This is a genomic window from Kitasatospora sp. NPDC056731, assembly GCF_040687675.1.
In the GTDB taxonomy this organism is placed as follows: Bacteria; Actinomycetota; Actinomycetes; order Streptomycetales; family Streptomycetaceae; genus Kitasatospora.
On record NZ_JBFBNR010000014.1, the window covers coordinates 63,123 to 82,775 of the forward strand.

The 19,653-nt window shown below is 72.6% G+C and carries 16 protein-coding genes and 1 tRNA gene; 16 read left to right on the forward strand and 1 reads right to left on the reverse strand.

Going from position 1 to position 19,653, the window contains the following annotated elements:
- Positions 1 to 64 precede the first annotated feature (64 nt).
- From AB0R04_RS17035 to AB0R04_RS17045, 3 genes are all read left to right on the forward strand, one after another.
- A complete protein-coding gene (locus tag AB0R04_RS17035; RefSeq protein WP_363371874.1) occupies positions 65 to 1,591 on the forward strand; it encodes an MFS transporter in 1,527 nt (508 codons plus the stop codon).
- Between the two features lie 84 nt (positions 1,592 to 1,675).
- Positions 1,676 to 2,590, forward strand: a complete 915-nt coding sequence (locus tag AB0R04_RS17040) for a carbohydrate kinase family protein (RefSeq protein ID WP_363372042.1) — start codon at positions 1,676 to 1,678, stop codon at positions 2,588 to 2,590.
- Positions 2,591 to 2,706: 116 nt separating this feature from the next.
- Positions 2,707 to 3,735 carry a serine protease gene (locus tag AB0R04_RS17045; protein WP_363371877.1) on the forward strand — a complete coding sequence of 343 codons (1,029 nt, stop codon included), beginning with the start codon at positions 2,707 to 2,709 and terminating at the stop codon, positions 3,733 to 3,735.
- Between the two features lie 109 nt (positions 3,736 to 3,844).
- Here the strand turns inward: AB0R04_RS17045 and AB0R04_RS17050 are convergent.
- Positions 3,845 to 3,916, reverse strand: a tRNA-Arg gene (locus AB0R04_RS17050).
- Positions 3,917 to 4,113: 197 nt separating this feature from the next.
- On the opposite strand from AB0R04_RS17050, the gene AB0R04_RS17055 reads away from it, so the two are divergent.
- From AB0R04_RS17055 to AB0R04_RS17115, 13 genes are all read left to right on the forward strand, one after another.
- Positions 4,114 to 4,533: a response regulator gene (locus AB0R04_RS17055; protein ID WP_063347820.1), complete on the forward strand. Its 420-nt coding sequence runs from the start codon at positions 4,114 to 4,116 to the stop codon at positions 4,531 to 4,533.
- 84 nt (positions 4,534 to 4,617) lie between these two features.
- Entirely contained in the window at positions 4,618 to 6,279 is a 1,662-nt protein-coding gene (gene argS, locus AB0R04_RS17060) for an arginine--tRNA ligase (protein WP_063347819.1), read from the forward strand.
- Between the two features lie 85 nt (positions 6,280 to 6,364).
- Positions 6,365 to 7,756, forward strand: a complete 1,392-nt coding sequence (lysA, locus tag AB0R04_RS17065; RefSeq protein ID WP_363371880.1) for a diaminopimelate decarboxylase — start codon at positions 6,365 to 6,367, stop codon at positions 7,754 to 7,756.
- A gap of 138 nt (positions 7,757 to 7,894) precedes the next feature.
- Positions 7,895 to 9,187: a homoserine dehydrogenase gene (locus AB0R04_RS17070; RefSeq protein WP_363371883.1), complete on the forward strand. Its 1,293-nt coding sequence runs from the start codon at positions 7,895 to 7,897 to the stop codon at positions 9,185 to 9,187.
- Positions 9,188 to 9,196: 9 nt separating this feature from the next.
- Entirely contained in the window at positions 9,197 to 10,294 is a 1,098-nt protein-coding gene (gene thrC / locus AB0R04_RS17075; protein WP_063347816.1) for a threonine synthase, read from the forward strand.
- Positions 10,295 to 10,655: 361 nt separating this feature from the next.
- On the forward strand, positions 10,656 to 11,594 hold the full coding sequence (thrB, locus tag AB0R04_RS17080) for a homoserine kinase (RefSeq protein ID WP_063347815.1): 939 nt from the start codon (positions 10,656 to 10,658) through the stop codon (positions 11,592 to 11,594).
- 597 nt (positions 11,595 to 12,191) lie between these two features.
- On the forward strand, positions 12,192 to 14,306 hold the full coding sequence (gene rho / locus AB0R04_RS17085) for a transcription termination factor Rho (RefSeq protein WP_063347814.1): 2,115 nt from the start codon (positions 12,192 to 12,194) through the stop codon (positions 14,304 to 14,306).
- A 138-nt stretch (positions 14,307 to 14,444) separates the two neighbouring features.
- Complete coding sequence (locus tag AB0R04_RS17090) at positions 14,445 to 15,545, forward strand: LCP family protein (RefSeq protein WP_363371887.1); 1,101 nt, start codon at positions 14,445 to 14,447, stop codon at positions 15,543 to 15,545.
- A 137-nt stretch (positions 15,546 to 15,682) separates the two neighbouring features.
- Positions 15,683 to 15,904, forward strand: a complete 222-nt coding sequence (rpmE, locus tag AB0R04_RS17095; RefSeq protein ID WP_063347812.1) for a 50S ribosomal protein L31 — start codon at positions 15,683 to 15,685, stop codon at positions 15,902 to 15,904.
- Positions 15,905 to 16,061: 157 nt separating this feature from the next.
- Positions 16,062 to 17,138 carry a peptide chain release factor 1 gene (gene prfA, locus AB0R04_RS17100; RefSeq protein WP_063347811.1) on the forward strand — a complete coding sequence of 359 codons (1,077 nt, stop codon included), beginning with the start codon at positions 16,062 to 16,064 and terminating at the stop codon, positions 17,136 to 17,138.
- Between the two features lie 63 nt (positions 17,139 to 17,201).
- Positions 17,202 to 18,068 carry a peptide chain release factor N(5)-glutamine methyltransferase gene (prmC, locus tag AB0R04_RS17105; RefSeq protein ID WP_063347810.1) on the forward strand — a complete coding sequence of 289 codons (867 nt, stop codon included), beginning with the start codon at positions 17,202 to 17,204 and terminating at the stop codon, positions 18,066 to 18,068.
- Between the two features lie 94 nt (positions 18,069 to 18,162).
- On the forward strand, positions 18,163 to 18,810 hold the full coding sequence (locus AB0R04_RS17110) for an L-threonylcarbamoyladenylate synthase (RefSeq protein ID WP_063347809.1): 648 nt from the start codon (positions 18,163 to 18,165) through the stop codon (positions 18,808 to 18,810).
- Positions 18,811 to 18,842: 32 nt separating this feature from the next.
- The gene (locus AB0R04_RS17115) at positions 18,843 to 19,484 is read left to right on the forward strand and encodes a protein-tyrosine-phosphatase (RefSeq protein WP_363372045.1); all 642 of its coding nucleotides are present in this window, start codon (positions 18,843 to 18,845) and stop codon (positions 19,482 to 19,484) included.
- Positions 19,485 to 19,653: the final 169 nt, after the last annotated feature.

Below are 19,653 nucleotides of genomic sequence, written 5' to 3' on the forward strand. Positions count from 1 at the left end.
TGAAGGCGACTGCGTGACTTCCCCGACTGCGTGACCCCTCCGTACCCCTCCGGAAGGCTGACCAGTGTCTGCGCGAACCGCCACCGGTCATGAGAACGCGGACAGCCGCCGCTGGTGGGCGCTGGTGGTCATCGCCGTCGCCCAGCTCATGATCGTCCTCGACGTCACCATCGTGAACATCGCGCTGCCGTCGGCCCAGCGGGACCTGGGCATCTCCGACGCCGACCGGCAGTGGGTGATCACCGCCTACACGCTCGCCTTCGGCGGCCTGCTGCTGCTCGGCGGACGGCTGGGCGACCTCTTCGGCCGCAAACGCGTCTTCACCGTCGGCCTGCTGGGTTTCGCCGCCGCCTCCGCCCTCGGCGGCTCGGCGGACGGCCCGGCCATGCTCTTCGGCGCCCGCGCCCTCCAGGGCGGGTTCAGCGCCCTGCTCGCCCCCTCGGCCCTGGGGCTGCTCTCCACCACCTTCACGGACCCCAGGGAGCGCAGTACGGCCTTCGGCGTCTTCGGCGCGATCGCCGCCGGCGGCTCCGCTCTCGGCCTGATCCTGGGCGGGCTGCTGACCGAGTACCTGGACTGGCGCTGGTGCCTGTTCGTCAACGTCCCGATCGCCGCCGCCGCGGCCCTCGCGGCCACCGGCCTCCTGGAGCGCGACCACGCCGCCGGGGGGCGCCGGGTCCGGCTCGACCTGCCCGGCGCGCTGCTCGGCTGCGGCGGCCTGCTGGCGATCGTCTTCGGCACCTCCGAGGCCGTCACCCGGACCTGGGGCGACGGGCTGGTGCTCGGCTCGCTGGCCCTCGGCCTGGCGCTGCTCGCGGTGTTCGTCCTGGTCGAGAGGCGTACCGCGCACCCGCTGCTGCCGCTGCACATCGTCGCCGACCGCAACCGCGGCGGGGCCGCCCTCTCGGTCGGCCTGGCCATGATCGGCATGTTCGGCCTGTTCCTCTTCCTCACCTACTACCTCCAGGTCATCAAGCACTTCTCGCCGGTGCTGTCGGGCGTCTCCTTCCTGCCCATGACGGCCGCCATCGTGCTCAGCTCGACCGGCTTCGCGGCCCGGCTGATGACCAGGGTGCCGACCCGGAACCTGGTCTGCCCCGGGCTGCTGCTCGCCGCGGCCGGCATGGCCTGGCTGACCCGGATGACGGTGGACAGCCCGTGGGCCGGCACGGTGCTGCCCGCCGAACTGCTGCTCGGCTCCGGCATGGGCCTGGTCTTCATGCCGTCGATGAACCTGGCCACCCTCGGGGTCTCCCCGCGCGAGGCGGGCGCGGCCTCGGCCACCATCAACTCGGCTCAGCAGGTGGGTGGTTCGTTCGGCACGGCGCTGCTGAACACGGTCGCGGCCAGTGCCACCGCGTCGTTTCTGGCGACCCGGATCGCCTCGTCGCCGGTGGTGCGGGCCCAGGCCACGGTGCACGGCTACGTGGTCGCGAACTGGGTGTCGACGGGCGTCCTGCTGCTGGCCGCGCTGATCGCCTTCCGGGTGATCGACCACCGGCCGGCGCCCGCCGTGGCGACCGTCGCCCCGGTCGAGGTGCAGGCGGGGGCCCACCCGGCCGTCCCGGCAGAGCCCCGACGAGAACCCTGAAATTTTCAGCAAGACCTTGCAGCCAACCTCCGGCGCCTGCTTGACTCCTGGCCACCGTCCAGGGACCAAGGAGGCGCCGTCGTGCTGCCCGAGTTCGACCTGCTCGTCGTCGGCGGCTCCGGCGTCGACACCATCGTCCGGGTGGACCGGTTGGAGGTCCCGCCCGGCGACTCGCTGTTCGTCGGACCCGTCCGCGACTACGTCGGCCACACCGGCAACGGCGTCGCCCTCGGCGCCCACCGCCTCGGTCTGCGCACCGCCTTCCTCGACTTCCTCGGCGACGACCCGCAGGGCGCCCTGGTCCGCGCCTCCTACGAGCGCCACGGCCTGCACTTCGCGCACCTGGTGAGCCCGCACGGCACCCCGCGCGGGGTCAACCTGGTGGACGCTGCCGGCCGCCGGTTCTCCTTCTTCGACGGCCGCCACCCCGCCGACCTGCGGCTGCCGCCCGATTTCTACCTGCCGTACGCGCGGCGCAGCCGGCACGTCCACCTCTCCATCACCGGCGTCAACCGGGACATGTACGCCGACCTCCACCGGCTCGGCCGCACCACCTCCACCGACCTGCACGACTGGGACGGCACCAACCCGCACCACCGCGACTACGCGCTCGGCTCGGACCTGGTGTTCCTCTCGGTGGCCGGCTGCCGCGGCCGGCACGAGCAGGTGATGCGCGCGATCCTCGCCGAGGGCCGCGCCGGTGTCGTCACCGCCACCGCGGGCGCCGACGGCTGCTACCTGCTCACCCGCGACGACGACGAGGTGCGCCACCTGCCGGCCGTCGACCCGGGCCGCCCGGTGGTGGACACCAACGGCGCCGGGGACGCCTTTGTCGCGGGCTTCCTCGCCTCCTGGTTCCGGGGCCGCCCGCCGCTGGAGTGCGCCCGGGCCGGCTCGGTCGCCGGTGCCTTCACCTGCACCGTCGCCGGGACGCACACCGCCTTCATCGGGGCCGAGGAACTGGGGAGCGCGCTGGACCGCTTACGCGCCGACGGGTGACGTTTTTCTCATGGATATCCCAGCCACCGGTAACGACCTTTCCAGGCTGAAGCGGCATAGTCGTTGATCGCACGCAGCCCCCGGGAAGCCGTCGATCACTGGCAGGAGAGACAGACATGGGTCAGCACAGCCGACCGACGTCGCGCCGCCGCCGCAGCCTGCTGGGGCCGACCCTGTTCACCGCGCTCTCGGCGGTGGTGGTGGCCGCCGTGGTCACCGGCACGCACGGGCTGAGCCTGTCCGACGCGACGGCCGCCGGGAAGGCGGCCCGCAGCTCCCGGGCCGCCGTCGCGCCGGCCGCGACCGCGCCCGCGTCCGAGGCGCCCGCCGCACCCGCACCGGTCGACGCCCCCGCTCCGACCGACAGCCCCTCCGCCGCCCCGACGGACGGCCCGACCGACAGTGCGGGCGCCCGCGCGAGCGCCAACCCGGGCAGCGCCCCGGCGGTCACCCCGACGCCCTCCGCGCCGGCCACCCCCGACACCCGCGGCGTCGTCCTCGGCACCACCGCCACCGCCGCCGCCACCCCCGAAGCGGCCACCGTGGGCGCGCTGTTCAGCGGCACCGCGGCGGCCGGCAACCACTTCTGCACCGCCAGCGTGCTGCACAGCCCCGGCGGCAACCTGCTGCTGACCGCCGCGCACTGCCTCGGCAGCGCCGGCGGCGTGACCTTCGTCCCCGGTTACCGGGACGGCTCCGCCCCGTACGGCAGCTGGCAGGTCACCGCGGTCCACACCACCACCGGCTGGTCCCAGAAGGGCGACCAGGACGAGGACTTCGCCATCCTGGAGACGGCCCCGAACAACGGCCGCAACGTCGAGGACGTGGTCGGCGGCAACCGGCTCGGCGCCGACGAGCCCTTCGGCGCCACCGTCCGCCTCTACGGCTACCCCGGCGACGCCGAGGAGCCCCTCCTGTGCACCAACACCACCGGCCAGCAGAGCACCTACCAGCGCGTCATCGACTGCCCCGCCTACCCGTCCGGCACCAGCGGCGGCCCCTGGATCAACGTCGCCACCGGCGACGTGGTCGGCGCCATCGGCGGCTACCAGCAGGGCGGCGACAGCGACGACGTGTCCTACAGCGCCTACTTCGACCACACCATCGCCGGGCTGGTCTCCCAGGTCGAGGGCACCTCGTCCTGAGCCCGGTCGGGTCCGCAGCGCGCGCCGCCGACCGGGCCCGGACATGACGAAGGCCCAGATCCGTGGATCAACTCCACTGATCTGGGCCTCAGTTGCACTTCCTGCGAAGTGCCCCCGGTAGGATTCGAACCTACGCACCCGCCTCCGGAGGGCGGTGCTCTATCCCCTGAGCTACGGGGGCCTGCTCGATGTCGTCGGCGTTTCGGCCTCCGACGTGAAGAACACTACCAGGCTCCGGGCGTGGTCCGTGCACGGGTTTGCGGCGGGGGAGCGGGAGCGGGTGCAAGGTGCGTCGGCGGCGGGCGGCGGGGGCGGTGGAAGTGCCCAAAGGCCGGACGGGGCGGCGGGGGCGCCGATACCCTCGGTGAGGTGTCGGGAGTGTCCGGGCGGGTCCTCGTGGTGGACGACAGCGAGGTGATCCGCCAGCTGATCAGGGTCAACCTGGAGCTTGAGGGCTTCGAGGTGGTGACCGCCGCCGACGGCGCCGAGTGCCTGGAGGTGGTCCGCCGGGTGAAGCCGGACGTGGTGACGCTGGACGTGATGATGCCGCGCCTGGACGGCCTGCGGACGGCGGCCCGGCTGCGCGCGACCCCGGGGACCAGCCGGCTGCCGATCGCGATCGTGAGCGCCTGCACCCCGGCCGATCTGGACCTGGGGGAGGCCGTCGGGGTGGACGGCTACCTCGGCAAGCCCTTCGACCCGGCCGATCTGGTGGCGCTGGTGCGGCGGCTGATGACCCTGGGCGGACAGCCGAGCGGGTTTCGCCCTGAGCGAACAGAGCGGACGGATCGAGGCTGACACCGCTGACGGGAGCGCCCGCGGGCGTCCCGACCGGCAAACCGGGTGGCGGGCGGGTACCCCGTCTCGCCTACGCTTGGCGTCGTGACACCCGCAGAGCTTTCCCAGGCAGTCCAGGCCGCAGTGAGCGCCGCCGTCGAGGCGGGCGAGCTGACCGTCGCCGTGCCCGAGCACGTGACGGTCGAGCGACCCAAGAACAGGGACCACGGCGACTACGCGATCAACGTGGCCCTCCAGCTCGCCAAGGCGGCCGGCCGCCCGCCGCGAGCCGTGGCGGAACTGCTGGCCGACCGCCTGCGAGGGATCACCGGCGTCGCCAAGGTCGACATCGCCGGGCCGGGCTTCCTGAACATCACCATGGACGCCGCGACCCAGGGCGCGCTGGCGCGCACCATCGTCGAGACGGGCGAGGCCTACGGGCGCAACGAGGCACTCAAGGGCCTGAAGATCAACCTGGAGTTCGTCTCCGCCAACCCGACCGGCCCGATCCACATCGGCGGCGTCCGCTGGGCCGCCGTCGGCGACTCGCTGGCGCGCGTGCTGCGGGCCAGCGGCGCCGACGTCACCACCGAGTACTACCTGAACGACGCCGGCGTGCAGATCTCCAAGTTCGCCGGCTCGCTGAAGGCCGCCGCGAACGGTCAGCCCGTCCCCGCCGACGGCTACGTGGGCGAGTACATCGGCGACATCGCCAAGGCCATCACCGACGGCGTCCCGGGCGTGCTCGACCTGCCCGACGCCGAGCAGCTGGAGGCCTTCCGCACCGAGGGCCTCAAGCTCATGGTGGCCGAGATCCAGCGCTCGATGCAGGAGTTCGGCACCCACTTCGACGTCTGGTTCTCGGAGAAGTCGCTGCACGACTCCGGCGCGGTCGAGAAGGCCATGGACCGGCTGCGCGAGCAGGGCCACGTCTTCGAGCAGGACGGCGCGGTATTCCTGCGCACCACCGACTTCGGCGACGACAAGGACCGCGTCCTGGTCAAGGCCGACGGCGAGACCACCTACTTCGCCGCCGACGCCGCGTACTACCTGTCGAAGCGGGACCGCGGTGCCGAGGTCTCCGTCTACATGCTGGGCGCCGACCACCACGGCTACGTCAACCGGCTGAAGGCCATCGTGGCCTGCGCGGGCGACGACATGGACCGCAACATCGAGGTCAAGATCGGCCAGTTCGTGAAGATGCTTCGCGACGGCGAAGAGGTCCGCATGTCCAAGCGGGCCGGCAACATCATCACGATCGACGACGTGATCGAGTGGATCGGCGTGGACGCCGCCCGCTACACCCTGACGCGGTCCCCCACGGACTCCACCATCACGCTCGACATCAACGTGCTGACCAGCCAGTCCAACGAGAACCCGGTCTACTACGTCCAGTACGCGCACACCCGGATGTGCGGTGTGGCCCGCAAGGCCGCGCAGCTCGGTGTCGACAAGGGCGCGGCGCAGGACTTCAAGCCCGAGCTGCTCGCCACCGTGTGGGAGAACGACATCCTCGGCGCCCTCGGCGAGTTCCCGCGGATCCTGGCCACGGCCGGCGAGCTGCGCGAGCCGCACCGGGTCGCCCGCTACCTGGAGGACCTGGCGGGCAAGTACCACCGCCTGTACGAGAACTGCATGTTCCTGCCCAAGGGCGACGAGGAGCTCACGGACACGCACCGCGCCCGGCTCTGGCTGGTCGAGGCCACGCGAACGGTGATGGCCAACGGCCTGACGCTCCTGGGCGTCACGGCGCCCGAGCGGATGTAGGCACCACCCCCAAGTGCGCAGCGGGGGCGGCTGACGGTCAACGGAGACCGTCGCCGCCCCTCGCCATAGGTCAAGGAAGCAGGACATGTCTCGCTCCGCACACCCCGCAGGCCCCCGTCACGGTGACGTGCTGCCCGAGGGCCACTACTCCGCCCCGCCGGCCGACCTGAACGCGCTCGACCCCAAGGTCTGGTCGTGCACCGTCGCCCGTGACGCCGAGGGCGTGGCCACCGTCGGCGGGATCGACGTCAAGTCCCTGGCGGCCGAGTTCGGCACGCCGGCCTACGTGCTCGACGAGGACGACTTCCGGGCCCGGGCGCGGGCCTGGCGCGACGCCTTCGGCACCGAGGCGGACGTCTTCTACGCCGGCAAGGCGTTCCTCTCCAAGGCGATCGTGCGCTGGCTGCACGAGGAGGGCCTGAACCTCGACGTGTGCAGCTCCGGCGAGCTGACGGTGGCGCTGGCCGCCGGGATGCCGCCGCAGCGGATCGCGCTGCACGGCAACAACAAGACGGCGGACGAGCTCGAACACGCGGTGAAGACCGGCGTCGGGCGCATCGTGGTCGACTCCTACGAGGAGATCGAGCGGCTGGCCGCGATCACGGCCCGCCAGGGCGTCCGCCAGCAGGTGCTGATCCGGATCACCGTCGGCGTCGAGGCGCACACCCACGAGTTCATCGCCACCGCGCACGAGGACCAGAAGTTCGGGCTGTCGCTGGGCAACCGTTCTGCCGCCGAGGCGGTGCGCCGGGTGCTCGGGCACGAGGGCCTGGAGCTGCGCGGCATCCACTCGCACATCGGCTCGCAGATCTTCGACACCGCCGGTTTCGAGGTGGCCGCCCGCCGGGTGGTCGGCCTGCTGGCCGAGATCCGCGACGAGCACGGCGTCGAGCTGCCCGAGATCGACCTGGGCGGCGGCCTGGGCATCGCGTACACCAGCGAGGACGACCCGCGCGAGCCGGCCGAGATCGCGGCCGCGCTGGCCGACATCGTGCGCCGCGAGTGCGCCGCCGCGAACCTGGACACCCCCCGGCTGAGCGTGGAGCCGGGCCGGGCGATCGTCGGCCCGACGGCGTTCACGCTGTACGAGGTCGGCACCGTCAAGCCGCTGGAGGGCCTGCGCACCTACGTCAGCGTGGACGGCGGGATGTCCGACAACATCCGGACCGCGCTGTACGACGCCGAGTACTCGGTGGCCCTGGTGTCGCGCCGCAGCGACGCCGAGCCGATGCTGGTGCGGGTGGTCGGCAAGCACTGCGAGTCCGGCGACATCGTGGTCCGGGACGCCTTCCTGCCGGCCGACCTGGCCCCGGGCGACCTGATCGCGGTGCCCGCCACCGGTGCGTACTGCCGCTCGATGGCGAGCAATTACAACCACGCCCTGAAGCCTCCCGTGCTGGCCGTCAAGGACGGTGCCGCGCGGGTGATCGTCCGGCGCGAGACGGAGGAGGATCTCCTGCGTCTCGATATCGGATGACGAAATCCTTGTCTCAGATCATGGAACGACCGTAGATCCGTGCGGGAAGTCCCCGAGACTGGTACGGACCGAAGTTCCCGGCGGCCCCCAGAATCCCGCCGGAATTACCGAAGCACGAAGAATGCAGAGCGGAGTCGGATGATGCGTACGCGCCCGCTGAAGGTGGCGTTGCTGGGTTGTGGTGTGGTGGGCTCCGAGGTGGCGCGCATCATGACGACGACGGCCGACGACCTCGCCGCGCGCATCGGTGCCCCGGTCGAGCTCGCCGGGATCGCGGTCCGCCGGGCCGGCCGGGTGCGTCCGGGCGTGCCCGAGCACCTGATCACCACCGACGCCGAGGCCCTGGTCAACCGGGGCGACATCGACGTGGTGGTCGAGGTCGTCGGCGGCATCGAGCCGTCCAAACACCTCATCCTGTCGGCGTTCGAGCGGGGTGCCTCGGTGGTCAGCGCCAACAAGGCGCTGCTCGCCAAGGACGGCACCGAGCTGCACGCCGCGGCCGCCGGGGCCGGGGTGGACCTGTACTACGAGGCCGCGGTGGCGGGCGCGATCCCGCTGCTGCGCCCGCTGCGCGAGTCCCTCGCGGGGGACAAGGTCAACCGGGTGCTGGGCATCGTCAACGGCACCACCAACTTCATCCTCGACAAGATGGACACCACCGGCGCCGGCTACTCGGAGGCGCTGGAGGAGGCCACCGCGCTGGGCTACGCCGAGGCCGACCCGACGGCCGACGTCGAGGGCTTCGACGCCGCCGCCAAGGCCGCGATCCTGGCCGGCATCGCCTTCCACACCAAGGTCACCGCGGCGGACGTCTACCGCGAGGGCATCACCGAGGTGACCGCCGCCGACATCGCCTCCGCCAAGGAGATGGGCTGCGTGGTCAAGCTGCTCGCGATCTGCGAGCGGGCGGCGGACGGCGAGTCCGTCACCGCGCGGGTCCACCCGGCGATGATCCCGCTGTCGCACCCGCTGGCCTCCGTCCGCGAGGCGTACAACGCGGTGTTCGTCGAGGCCGAGGCGGCCGGCCGGCTGATGTTCTACGGCCCGGGCGCGGGCGGCTCGCCGACCGCCTCCGCGGTGCTCGGCGACCTGGTCGCGGTCTGTCGCAACAAGCTGGCCGGCGCCACCGGTCCCGGTGACTCGGTGTACACGCAGCTGCCCGCCAAGCCGATGGACGAGGTGGTCACCCGCTACCACGTCAGCCTGGACGTGGACGACCGTGCGGGTGTCCTCGCCCAGGTCGCGTCCGTCTTCGCGGAGCACGGCGTCTCCATCGACACCGTGCGCCAGCAGGGCCGCGACGGCGACGCCTCGCTCGTCGTGGTCACTCACCGTGCCACCGACGCCGCGCTGTCGGCGACGGTCGACAAGCTCCGCGCGCTGGACAGCGTGCGGGACGTGGCCAGCATCATGCGGGTCGAAGGGGAGTAAGGAACAGCCATGAACGCCGTTGCCGAGAACGTCGTCCGAGGCGCGCACACCCACCAGTGGCGCGGCCTGATCGAGGAGTACCGGGACCGCCTGCCGGTCACCGCGGCCACCCCGGTGGTCACCCTGCTGGAGGGCGGCACGCCGCTGGTCCCCGCCCAGGTGCTGTCCGAGCGCACCGGCTGCGAGGTCTACCTCAAGGTCGAGGGCGCCAACCCGACGGGCTCCTTCAAGGACCGCGGGATGACGATGGCCATCTCCAAGGCCAAGGAGGAGGGGGCGCAGGCCGTCATCTGCGCCTCCACCGGCAACACCTCGGCCTCCGCCGCCGCGTACGCGGTGCGGGCCGGGATGGTCTGCGCGGTGCTCGTCCCGCAGGGCAAGATCGCCCTCGGCAAGATGGGCCAGGCGCTGGTGCACGGCGCCAAGATCCTCCAGGTGGACGGGAACTTCGACGACTGCCTCACCCTCGCGCGTGAACTGTCCGAGAAGTACCCGGTGGCGCTGGTCAACTCGGTGAACCCGGTGCGGATCGAGGGCCAGAAGACCGCGGCCTTCGAGATCGTCGACATGCTCGGCGACGCCCCGGACATCCACGTCCTGCCGGTCGGCAACGCGGGCAACATCACCGCGTACTGGAAGGGCTACCGCGAGTACTCCGCCGACGGCCTGGCCACGCGCACCCCGCGGATGTGGGGCTTCCAGGCCTCCGGCTCGGCCCCGATCGTGGACGGCGCGCCGGTGCTCAAGCCGCAGACCATCGCCACCGCGATCCGGATCGGCAACCCGGCCTCCTGGGACTTCGCGCTCGCCGCGCGGGACGAGTCGGGCGGCCTCATCGACAAGGTGACGGATCGTCAGATCCTGTCCGCCTACCGGCTGTTGGCCGCGCAGGAGGGCGTCTTCGTGGAGCCCGCCTCGGCCGCCTCGGTGGCCGGCCTGCTGGCCAAGGCGGAGGCCGGCCTGGTCGACCCGGGCCAGCGCATCGTCTGCACCGTGACCGGCAACGGCCTCAAGGACCCGGACTGGGCGGTGGCCGGCGCGCCGCAGCCGCAGATCGTCCCGATCGACCCGGAGGCGGCGGCGCAGCGCCTGGGCCTGCTGGACTGACCTGCCGTCGGGCCCCGCGGGCGCCCGACGCATCGACGGGCCGACCCTTTCGGGGGTCGGCCCGTCGATGTTCTCCGGTGACACTTTTGTGTCAATTACGCCGCGCATTCCGATCCGATTCCGGTACGCATTCCGGCCAGAAGCGGCAACACACCAGATCGGAGGACCACGGGGTGTACCACTGGGGAACCTCTCTTCGATACTCTGGGTTCGGCCGTGTGGCACATGCCCCGGGTCCGGCCTTCTCCAGGCCGCGCCAACGACCGTGACCGCCCGCCCCGCCGGGGCCTGCGGTCCATTCCCCGCCTTCGCACCGACGACGCGATCCGCGCCGCCCGATTTCCCCAGGAGAGTCCACCGCATGGCCGGTCCCGCGTTCCGTGCCGCCGCCGTCCGGGTCCGGGTTCCCGCGACCAGCGCCAACCTCGGCCCGGGCTTCGACGCCTTCGGCCTCGCGCTGGGCCTGTACGACGACGTGGTCGTCCGGGTCGCCGACTCCGGGCTCTCCATCGACATCGCCGGCGAGGGCGCCGAGACGCTGCCCCGCGACGAGCGCCACCTGCTGGTCCGCTCGATGCGCGCCGCCTTCGACCGCCTCGGCGGCCAGCCGCGCGGCCTCGAAGTGGTCTGTGCCAACCGGATACCGCACGGCCGTGGCCTCGGTTCCTCCTCGGCCGCGATCTGCGCCGGCATCGTGGCCGCCCGCGCGGTCACCATCGGCGGCCCGTCCGCGCTGGACGACGACGCGCTGCTGGCCCTCGCCTCCGAGCTGGAGGGCCACCCCGACAACGTCGCGGCCTGCCTGCGCGGCAACTTCACCATCGCCTGGACGGACGAGGAGTCGGCCAAGGCGGTCAGCCTGGAGCCCTCCGACCAGGTCGTCCCGGTGGTGTTCGTCCCCGCCGACGAGGTGCTCACCGAGACCGCCCGCGGCCTGCTGCCGAAGACCGTCCCGCTGACCGACGCCGCCGTCAACGCCGGCCGCGCCGCGCTGCTGGTCGAGGCGCTGACCAGGCGGCCCGAGCTGCTGCTCGCCGCCACCGAGGACCGCCTGCACCAGGACTACCGCTCCTCCGCCATGCCCGACAGCGCCGCCCTGGTGGGCGCGCTGCGCGCGGAGGGCGTCCCCGCGGTGATCTCCGGGGCCGGCCCGACCGTCCTCGCGCTCACCGACGAGGCGGGCGCCGACAAGGTGCTCTCCTTCGCCGGGCACCACGGCCACGGCGGCGACCCGGCGTTCGCCGCGCACCGCCTGGAGCTCGACCGGATCGGGGCCACCGTGCTCCCGCTGGACGGCTGAACGGCCTGTCCGGGCTGCTCGTCCGGCCCGGTCCGGCCACCTGCCGAGCCGGGCCGTCCGGACACGATTGGCAAGCGCAAGGCTGGGGAATGTCTGAGGGGGTCGGTAGTGTTAACCTCATTGCTGCACCAGGTGCCCTCCGGGGCTCGGTGCGCCGCGTCCCGATCCCAGCACTCCACTGCCGTGGAGTCGCGGCGATGCACGGGGCGACGATTCTCCGGGAGCCCACCGCAGCGCGTACGCAGCCTGCCTGCGCGACACGCGGCCGCATCCCGAAGCCGTGACGGCACCTGACTCCCACTCGCGGCCTCCCACCTTGAGGCCAGGACGGGCGGAGCGCGGTCCACCGTCACGCGACGGGGGCCCGGGATTCGCAGGCAAGCGTGGGGGTACGCCCGGTCGGCACACGACCGACCGGCCCGCCGCGCCACTCAGCACCACCGTGCTTCACGCACCGCACCTCGCAGCTCTCCCTCGACCGGCTTCCGCCTTTCGGGGGATCACCGCCTCGGACCGACGCAGTCGAGCGTCGGTCAGGACAGCACAACCGGTCGCCGAGCCAGACAGGCCGACGTCCGCTCCAGGGAAGGACCCTTAGTGAGCGACTCCACCGATCTGATGGGCGCGCGCCAGGACGCCGAGGCGTCGGACGCAGCCGCCGCCCCCGCGACCCCGGCGCGGCGCCGCCGTACCGCCGCCGCTGGCCTGGACGGCATGGTCCTGGCCGAGCTGCAGAAGCTCGCCGGGGACCTGGGCATCACCGGTACCGGACGCATGCGCAAGAGCCAGCTGATCGAGACCATCAAGGAGAAGAGCGGCGGAGACCCGCTGCTCGCCGCCGGTGGTGCTCCGGCCGCCGCCACCAAGCGCACCGCCGCCAAGGCGGACGCCGCCGAGGCGCCGGCCGAGAAGCCGGCCCGCCGCACCAAGGCCGCCGCCGCTGCGGCCGCCGCGGCCCCGGCCGCCGCCGAGTCGCAGGCCCAGATCGAGATCCCGGTCCAGGCCGCCGCCGAGACCGCCGCGCCCGCCCGTGCCGAGCGCACCCGCCGCCGCGCCACCTCGGCCGCCGGCGCCCCGACCGCCGACGTCACGGCCGACGCCGCCGTCGTCGTGGCCGAGCCCAAGCAGGCCGAGACCCGCCAGGCCGAGACCCGCGCCTTCGAGGGCCGCGAGGAGGGCCGCACCGAGACCCGTCGCGACCGCCGGGACCGCCGGGACCGCAGCGACCGCCCGGAGCGGGCGGAGCGCCCCGAGCGCGCCGAGCGCCAGGACGGCGGCGAGGCCCAGGACGGCGACTCCCGCGAGTCGCGTCGCGACCGCCGCAACCGCCGCGAGCGCACCGACCGCCAGCCCCAGCAGGGCGGCGGCCAGCAGCAGGCCGCTCAGGGCGACGGCCAGCAGGCCCGCCAGGGCGGCCAGCAGACCCAGCAGCCGCAGATCCAGCAGGGCGGCTACGACGACGACGAGTTCGGCGACGGCCGCCGCGGCCGCCGCGGCCGCTACCGCGACCGCCGGGGCCGTGGCGCCCGCCGCGAGGGCTTCGAGGCCGGCCCCGCCGAGCCGCAGGTCGGCGAGGACGACGTCCTGATCCCGGTCGCGGGCATCCTCGACATCCTCGACAACTACGCGTTCGTGCGCACCTCCGGCTACCTGCCGGGCCAGAACGACGTCTACGTCTCGCTCGCCCAGGTCCGCAAGAACGGCCTGCGCAAGGGCGACGCCATCACCGGCGCGGTGCGCCAGCCCAAGGACGGCGAGCGCCGCGAGAAGTTCAACGCCATGGTGCGGCTGGACTCCGTCAACGGCATGGACCCGGAGAGCGGTCGCGGCCGCCCCGAGTTCAACAAGCTCACCCCGCTCTACCCGCAGGACCGGCTGCGCCTGGAGACCGAGGCGGGCATCCTGACCACCCGGATCATCGACCTGGTGTCGCCGATCGGCAAGGGCCAGCGCGGTCTGATCGTCGCGCCGCCGAAGACCGGCAAGACGATGGTGCTGCAGGCGGTCGCCAACGCGATCACCCACAACAACCCCGAGTGCCACCTGATGGTCGTCCTGGTCGACGAGCGTCCGGAAGAGGTCACCGACATGCAGCGGTCGGTGAAGGGCGAGGTCATCTCCTCGACCTTCGACCGCCCGGCCGAGGACCACACCACCGTCGCCGAGCTGGCCATCGAGCGCGCCAAGCGCCTGGTGGAGCTGGGCCACGACGTGGTCATCCTGCTGGACTCGATCACCCGCCTCGGCCGCGCCTACAACCTGGCGGCGCCGGCCTCCGGCCGCATCCTGTCCGGTGGTGTCGACTCGACCGCGCTGTACCCGCCGAAGAAGTTCTTCGGTGCCGCGCGCAACATCGAGAACGGCGGCTCGCTGACCATCCTGGCCACCGCGCTGGTCGAGACCGGCTCGCGCATGGACGAGGTGATCTTCGAGGAGTTCAAGGGCACCGGCAACATGGAGCTCAAGCTCGACCGCAAGCTCTCGGACAAGCGCATCTTCCCGGCCGTCGACGTGGACGCCTCCAGCACCCGCAAGGAGGAGATCCTGCTCGGCAGCGAGGAGTTGGCCATCGTCTGGAAGCTGCGCCGGGTGCTGCACGCGCTCGACTCGCAGCAGGCGATCGAGCTGCTCCTGGACAAGATGAAGCAGACCAAGAGCAACGCCGAGTTCCTGATGCAGATCGCCAAGACCACCCCCGGCTCCAACGACTGACCGTAGCCGGACGGTTGTCGCCCACCGAACCCCGGACCGCGCGAGCGGTCCGGGGTTCGGTGCGTCCACCCGGCTTTGTTCCAGAGTTGGGACATCATGAGGCTTTTTGATCATCTTGTCCGTTTTACTCTGGACCGTATGGCCGAGCACAAGAGGGTCCTGACCCGCCGCCGCAAGATCCTGCGGGCGGCCGCCTGCGCGTTCGCCGCGCTCGTCGTCCTCGGCGCCGGAGCGGCCGGCTACGCGTACGTCAAACTCAACGGCAACATCAAGAGCGTCGACATCAACGCCCGCCTCGGCGACGCCCGCCCGCCGGCCGCCACCGACGGCTCGTTCAACGTCCTGGTGCTGGGCTCCGACTCGCGCAACGGCGAGAACGGCGACCTGGCCGGCGGCGACACCGGCGACACCGCCCGCTCGGACACCGCGATGGTGCTGCACGTCAACCAGGACCACTCGCACGCCGAGGTCGTCTCGATCCCGCGCGACACCCTGGTCACCCGGCCCGACTGCACCGACGCCGGCGGCAAGGCGGTGGCCGGCGCCAAGCGCGCGATGTACAACAGCGCCTTCGAGGCCGGCGGCGCGGCCTGCGCGGTCAAGACCACCGAGCAGTTCACCGGGCTGCGGATGGACCACTACGTGCAGATCGACTTCGCCGGCTTCGCCCGCGTCGTGGACGCGATAGGCGGGGCCACCGTGAGCACCACGGTGGCCATCCACGACAAGGACAGCGGGCTCGACCTGGCACCGGGCGAGCACCACCTCGACGGACAGCAGTCGCTGGCCTTCGTCCGCACCCGGCACGGCGTCGGCGACGGCAGCGACCTCGGCCGGATCGAACTCCAGAAGCAGATGGTGAAGTCGCTGCTCCAGCAGGCCGGCGGGATCGGGCTGTTCTCCAACCCGGTCAAGCTCTGGTCGATCGGCGACACCATGACCCGCAGCATCACCACCGACTCCGCGCTGGGCTCGGTGAACGCCCTGGTGGGGCTCGTCCAAGAGCTCAAGGGGATCGGGCCGGACCAGCTCGGCATGGTGACCCTGCCGGTGGTGACCGCGCCCAGCGACCCCAACCGGGTGGTCGAGCAGCAGCCGCAGGCGGACCAGCTCTGGGCGGCCCTCAAGGCCGACCAGCCGGTCCCGCAGGCGATCGTCTCGGCGCAGCCCGAGAACCCCGCCCAGGCCGCCCCCACGGCCGCCCCCACGGCCCCGGCGAAGGCTCCCGCCCGGCGCTGAGCGGCGCCCGGAATATCCCGGAACACGACCCGGTTTGGGAAGATGCGGCCGGTCCTGGCAGACTGGTCCGTCGGTCCCGGTTCACGTGCGGCGCTCCCGCCGCCGACCCGGTGCCCTCCCGAACCTAGGAGAACCCCTTGAAGCCCAACGTTCACCCCCAGTACGTGGTCACCCGTGTGACCTGCACCTGCGGTGCCGAGTTCACGACCCGCTCGACCGAGGCCAGTGGCGAGATCCGCGCCGAGGTCTGCTCGCAGTGCCACCCGTTCTACACCGGCAAGCAGAAGATCCTCGACACCGGTGGCCGCGTGGCCCGCTTCGAGGCCCGCTTCGGCAAGCAGCACAGCGCGAAGGCCTAGCGCTCCCACGGCGCCGGTTCCCGGTGCCCCCGTACTCGTTCCGGGGGCGCTGGGGGCCGGCGCCGTTCGCATCCCCCCAGCACCCCCTCCAGCGGTTCGCACGACCGGCCGGTTCCCACCGGCTTCCAACGGTTCTCACGGGAAGAAGGCCCACTCCATGTTCGAGGCAGTCGAAGAGCTCCTCGTCGAGCACGCCGACCTCGAGAAGAGGCTGGCCGACCCGTCCGTCCACGCCGACCAGGCCAACGCTCGCAAGCTGGCCAAGCGGTACGCCGAGCTGACCCCGATCACCCGGGTCTACCGGCAGTGGCGACAGGCCGGCGAGGACATCGAGGCCGCGCGCGAACTCGCCGCCGAGGAACCGGAGTTCCTCGCCGAGGTGAAGGAGGGCGAGCAGCGCCGCGAGGGGCTGACCGAGGAGCTGCGGCTGCTGCTCGTGCCGCGCGACCCGAGCGACGACAAGGACGTCATCCTGGAGATCAAGGCGGGTGAGGGCGGCGAGGAGTCCGCGCTGTTCGCCGGCGACCTGCTCCGGATGTACCTGCGCTTCGCCGAGCGGATCGGCTGGAAGACCGAGATCATCGACGCCAACGAGTCCGACCTCGGCGGCTACAAGGACGTCTCGGTGGCCGTGAAGACCAAGGGCAACGCCGAGGCCGGGCAGGGCGTCTGGGCCCGGCTGAAGTACGAGGGCGGCGTGCACCGCGTGCAGCGCGTCCCCGCCACCGAGTCCCAGGGCCGCATCCACACCTCCGCGGCGGGCGTGCTGGTCACCCCCGAGGCGGAGGAGGTCGAGGTCGAGATCGTCGCCAACGACCTGCGGATCGACGTCTACCGCTCGTCCGGCCCCGGCGGCCAGTCGGTCAACACCACCGACTCCGCGGTCCGGATCACCCACCTGCCGACCGGTATCGTGGCGTCCTGCCAGAACGAGAAGAGCCAGCTGCAGAACAAGGAGCAGGCGATGCGCATCCTGCGGTCGCGCCTGTTGGCCGCCGCGCAGGAGGAGGCCGAGCGCGAGGCCTCGGACGCGCGTCGCAGCCAGGTCCGTACGGTGGACCGCTCCGAGCGGATCCGGACGTACAACTACCCGGAGAACCGCATCTCGGACCACCGCACGGGGTTCAAGTCGTACAACCTGGACCAGGTCCTGGACGGCGAACTGAACGCGGTGATCCAGTCCTGCGTCGACGCGGACGCGGCGGCCAAGCTCGCCTCGGCCCAACAGAACTGAGACCGGCGCGCCCCAGCCCGAGCGACGGCGCGAGCCGGAGCGCAGAAACAAGAGGTCGTACGGATGAACCTGCTGCTCGCCGAGGTGGCCCAGGCCACCCAGCGGTTGGCCGCGGCCGGCGTGCCGTCGCCGCGCTTCGACGCGGAGGAACTCGCCGCCTACGTCCACAACGTCAAGCGCAGCCAGCTGCACTCGGTGAAGGACGCCGACTTCGACGCCCGCTACTGGGAGGCCGTCTCCCGCCGCGAGGCGCGCGAACCGCTCCAGCACATCACCGGGCGGGCGTTCTTCCGCTACCTCGAACTGGAGGTCGGCCCCGGGGTGTTCGTGCCCCGGCCGGAGACCGAGACGGTCGTCGAGTGGGCCATAGACGCCGTCCGCGACATGGACGTGGCCGAGCCGCTGGTCGTCGACCTGTGCTCCGGCTCCGGCGCCATCGCGCTCGCCCTGGCCCAGGAGCTGCCGCGCTCGACCGTGCACGCCTTCGAACTCGACGAGGGCGCGCTGCAGTACACCCGGCGCAACATCGAGGCCAGCCCCGACCGCGCCCGGGTCACCCTGCACGCCGGTGACGCCACCCGGGCCTTCGCCGACGACCGCTCCTGGGACGGCCGCTTCGACCTGGTGATCTCCAACCCGCCGTACATCCCGCTCACCGAGTGGGAGTACGTCGCCCCGGAGGCCCGCGACCACGACCCGCAGATGTCGCTGTTCTCCGGCGAGGACGGCCTGGACACCATCCGCGGCATCGAGCGGGTGGCCGCCCGGCTGCTGCGCCCCGGCGGCGCGGTGGTGATCGAGCACGCCGACCAGCAGGGCGGGCAGGTCCCGTGGATCTTCAACGAGGAACGCGGCTGGACGGACACCGCCGACCACCGCGACCTGAACAACCGACCGCGCTTCACGACAGCCCGCAGGGCGTCGTTGTGACCAGCCGGGCCGCGGCAGCGCCGCTCGCCCGGCCGCGCCGTGAAGACCGTGCTGTGAACGCTGTGATGAGCCATTCCGGAAGGGGACCGCACCGATGAGCCGCCGTTACGACTGTGCCGACGCCGGGGACCGCGCCACCGGCCTGCGCGAGGCCGCCTCGGCCATTCGCCGGGGCGAACTCGTCGTGCTGCCCACCGACACCCTGTACGGGGTCGGCGCGGACGCCTTCTCGCCGGAGGCCGTCGGCGACCTGCTGGCCGCCAAGGGCCGCGGCCGCAACATGCCCTCGCCCGTGCTGGTCGGCTCGCCGACCACCCTGCACGGCCTGGTCACCGACTTCTCCGAGCAGGCCTGGGAGCTGGTCGACGCGTTCTGGCCGGGCGGGCTCACCCTGGTCGCCAAGCACCAGCCCTCGCTGCGCTGGGACCTCGGCGAGACCCGCGGCACCGTCGCCGTCCGGATGCCGCTGCACCCGGTCGCCATCGAGCTGCTGAACGCCACCGGCCCGCTGGCCGTCTCCAGCGCCAACAAGACCGGCGGCCCGTCCCCGGCCACCTGCGACGAGGCGCAGGCGCAGCTCGGCGACGCCATCTCGGTCTACCTGGACGGCGGACAGGCGGACCACGCGACCGCCTCGTCCATCGTCGACGTCACGGGCAAGGTCCCGGTCCTGCTGCGGGCGGGCGCGATCAGCGTCGAGCAGCTGAGGGAGGTCGTCCCCGACCTGGAGGCCGGCAGTTGACGCCCATCGCCTCGCTCCACGCCGGGCCCGGCATAGCGCCGTACCTGAGTGTGGGCCCCAGGCCGCTGGACCACTTCCGGATCCTGTTCGTCTGCACCGGCAACATCTGCCGCTCGCCGATCGCCGAGCGGCTCACCCGGCGTGAGCTGGACACCCGGCTCAGCCCCCGGGTGGCCGGCCGGATCCTGGTGGAGAGCGCCGGCACCTGGGGCCACGTGGGCGCGCCGATGGAGGACCACGCCGCGACCGTCCTGGACGAGTACGGCGCCGACAGCGGCGGCTTCACCGGCCGCGAGCTGCTGGACGAGCACGTGGTCGAGGCCGACCTGGTGCTCACCGCGACCCTGGACCACCGCGCCCAGGTCATCTCGATGGGCCACGAGGCGGGGCTGCGCACCTTCACCCTGAAGGAGTTCACCCGCCTGGTGCGGACGATCGACCCGGGCACCCTGCCCGACCCGCGCCGCGGCGCCGACGTCACCGAGCGCGCCCGCGCCCTGGTCCGGGCGGCCGCCGCGCTGCGCGGCTGGCTGCTCGCCGCCACCCCGGAGTCCGACGAACTGGACGACCCGTACGGGGCCCCGATCGGCATGTTCCGCAACTGCGGCGAGGAGATATTCCACGCGGTCGACCCGGTGGTCACCGCGCTCACCGGCGTGCCCGCGCTGCGCTGACCGCCCGCGCCGCGAGCGGCCCGAAGGCCCCCCGGCGGCCCGGCGACGGCCCGCGGCGGCCGAGCGCCGAATGGCCCCGCGCCGACGAGCCGCCCGGCCCGGCCGGTCCTACGCTGGAGGAACCCACCCTTCCCGGCCCCCACGCCGGGAGGCGCCCCCACGCCGCCCC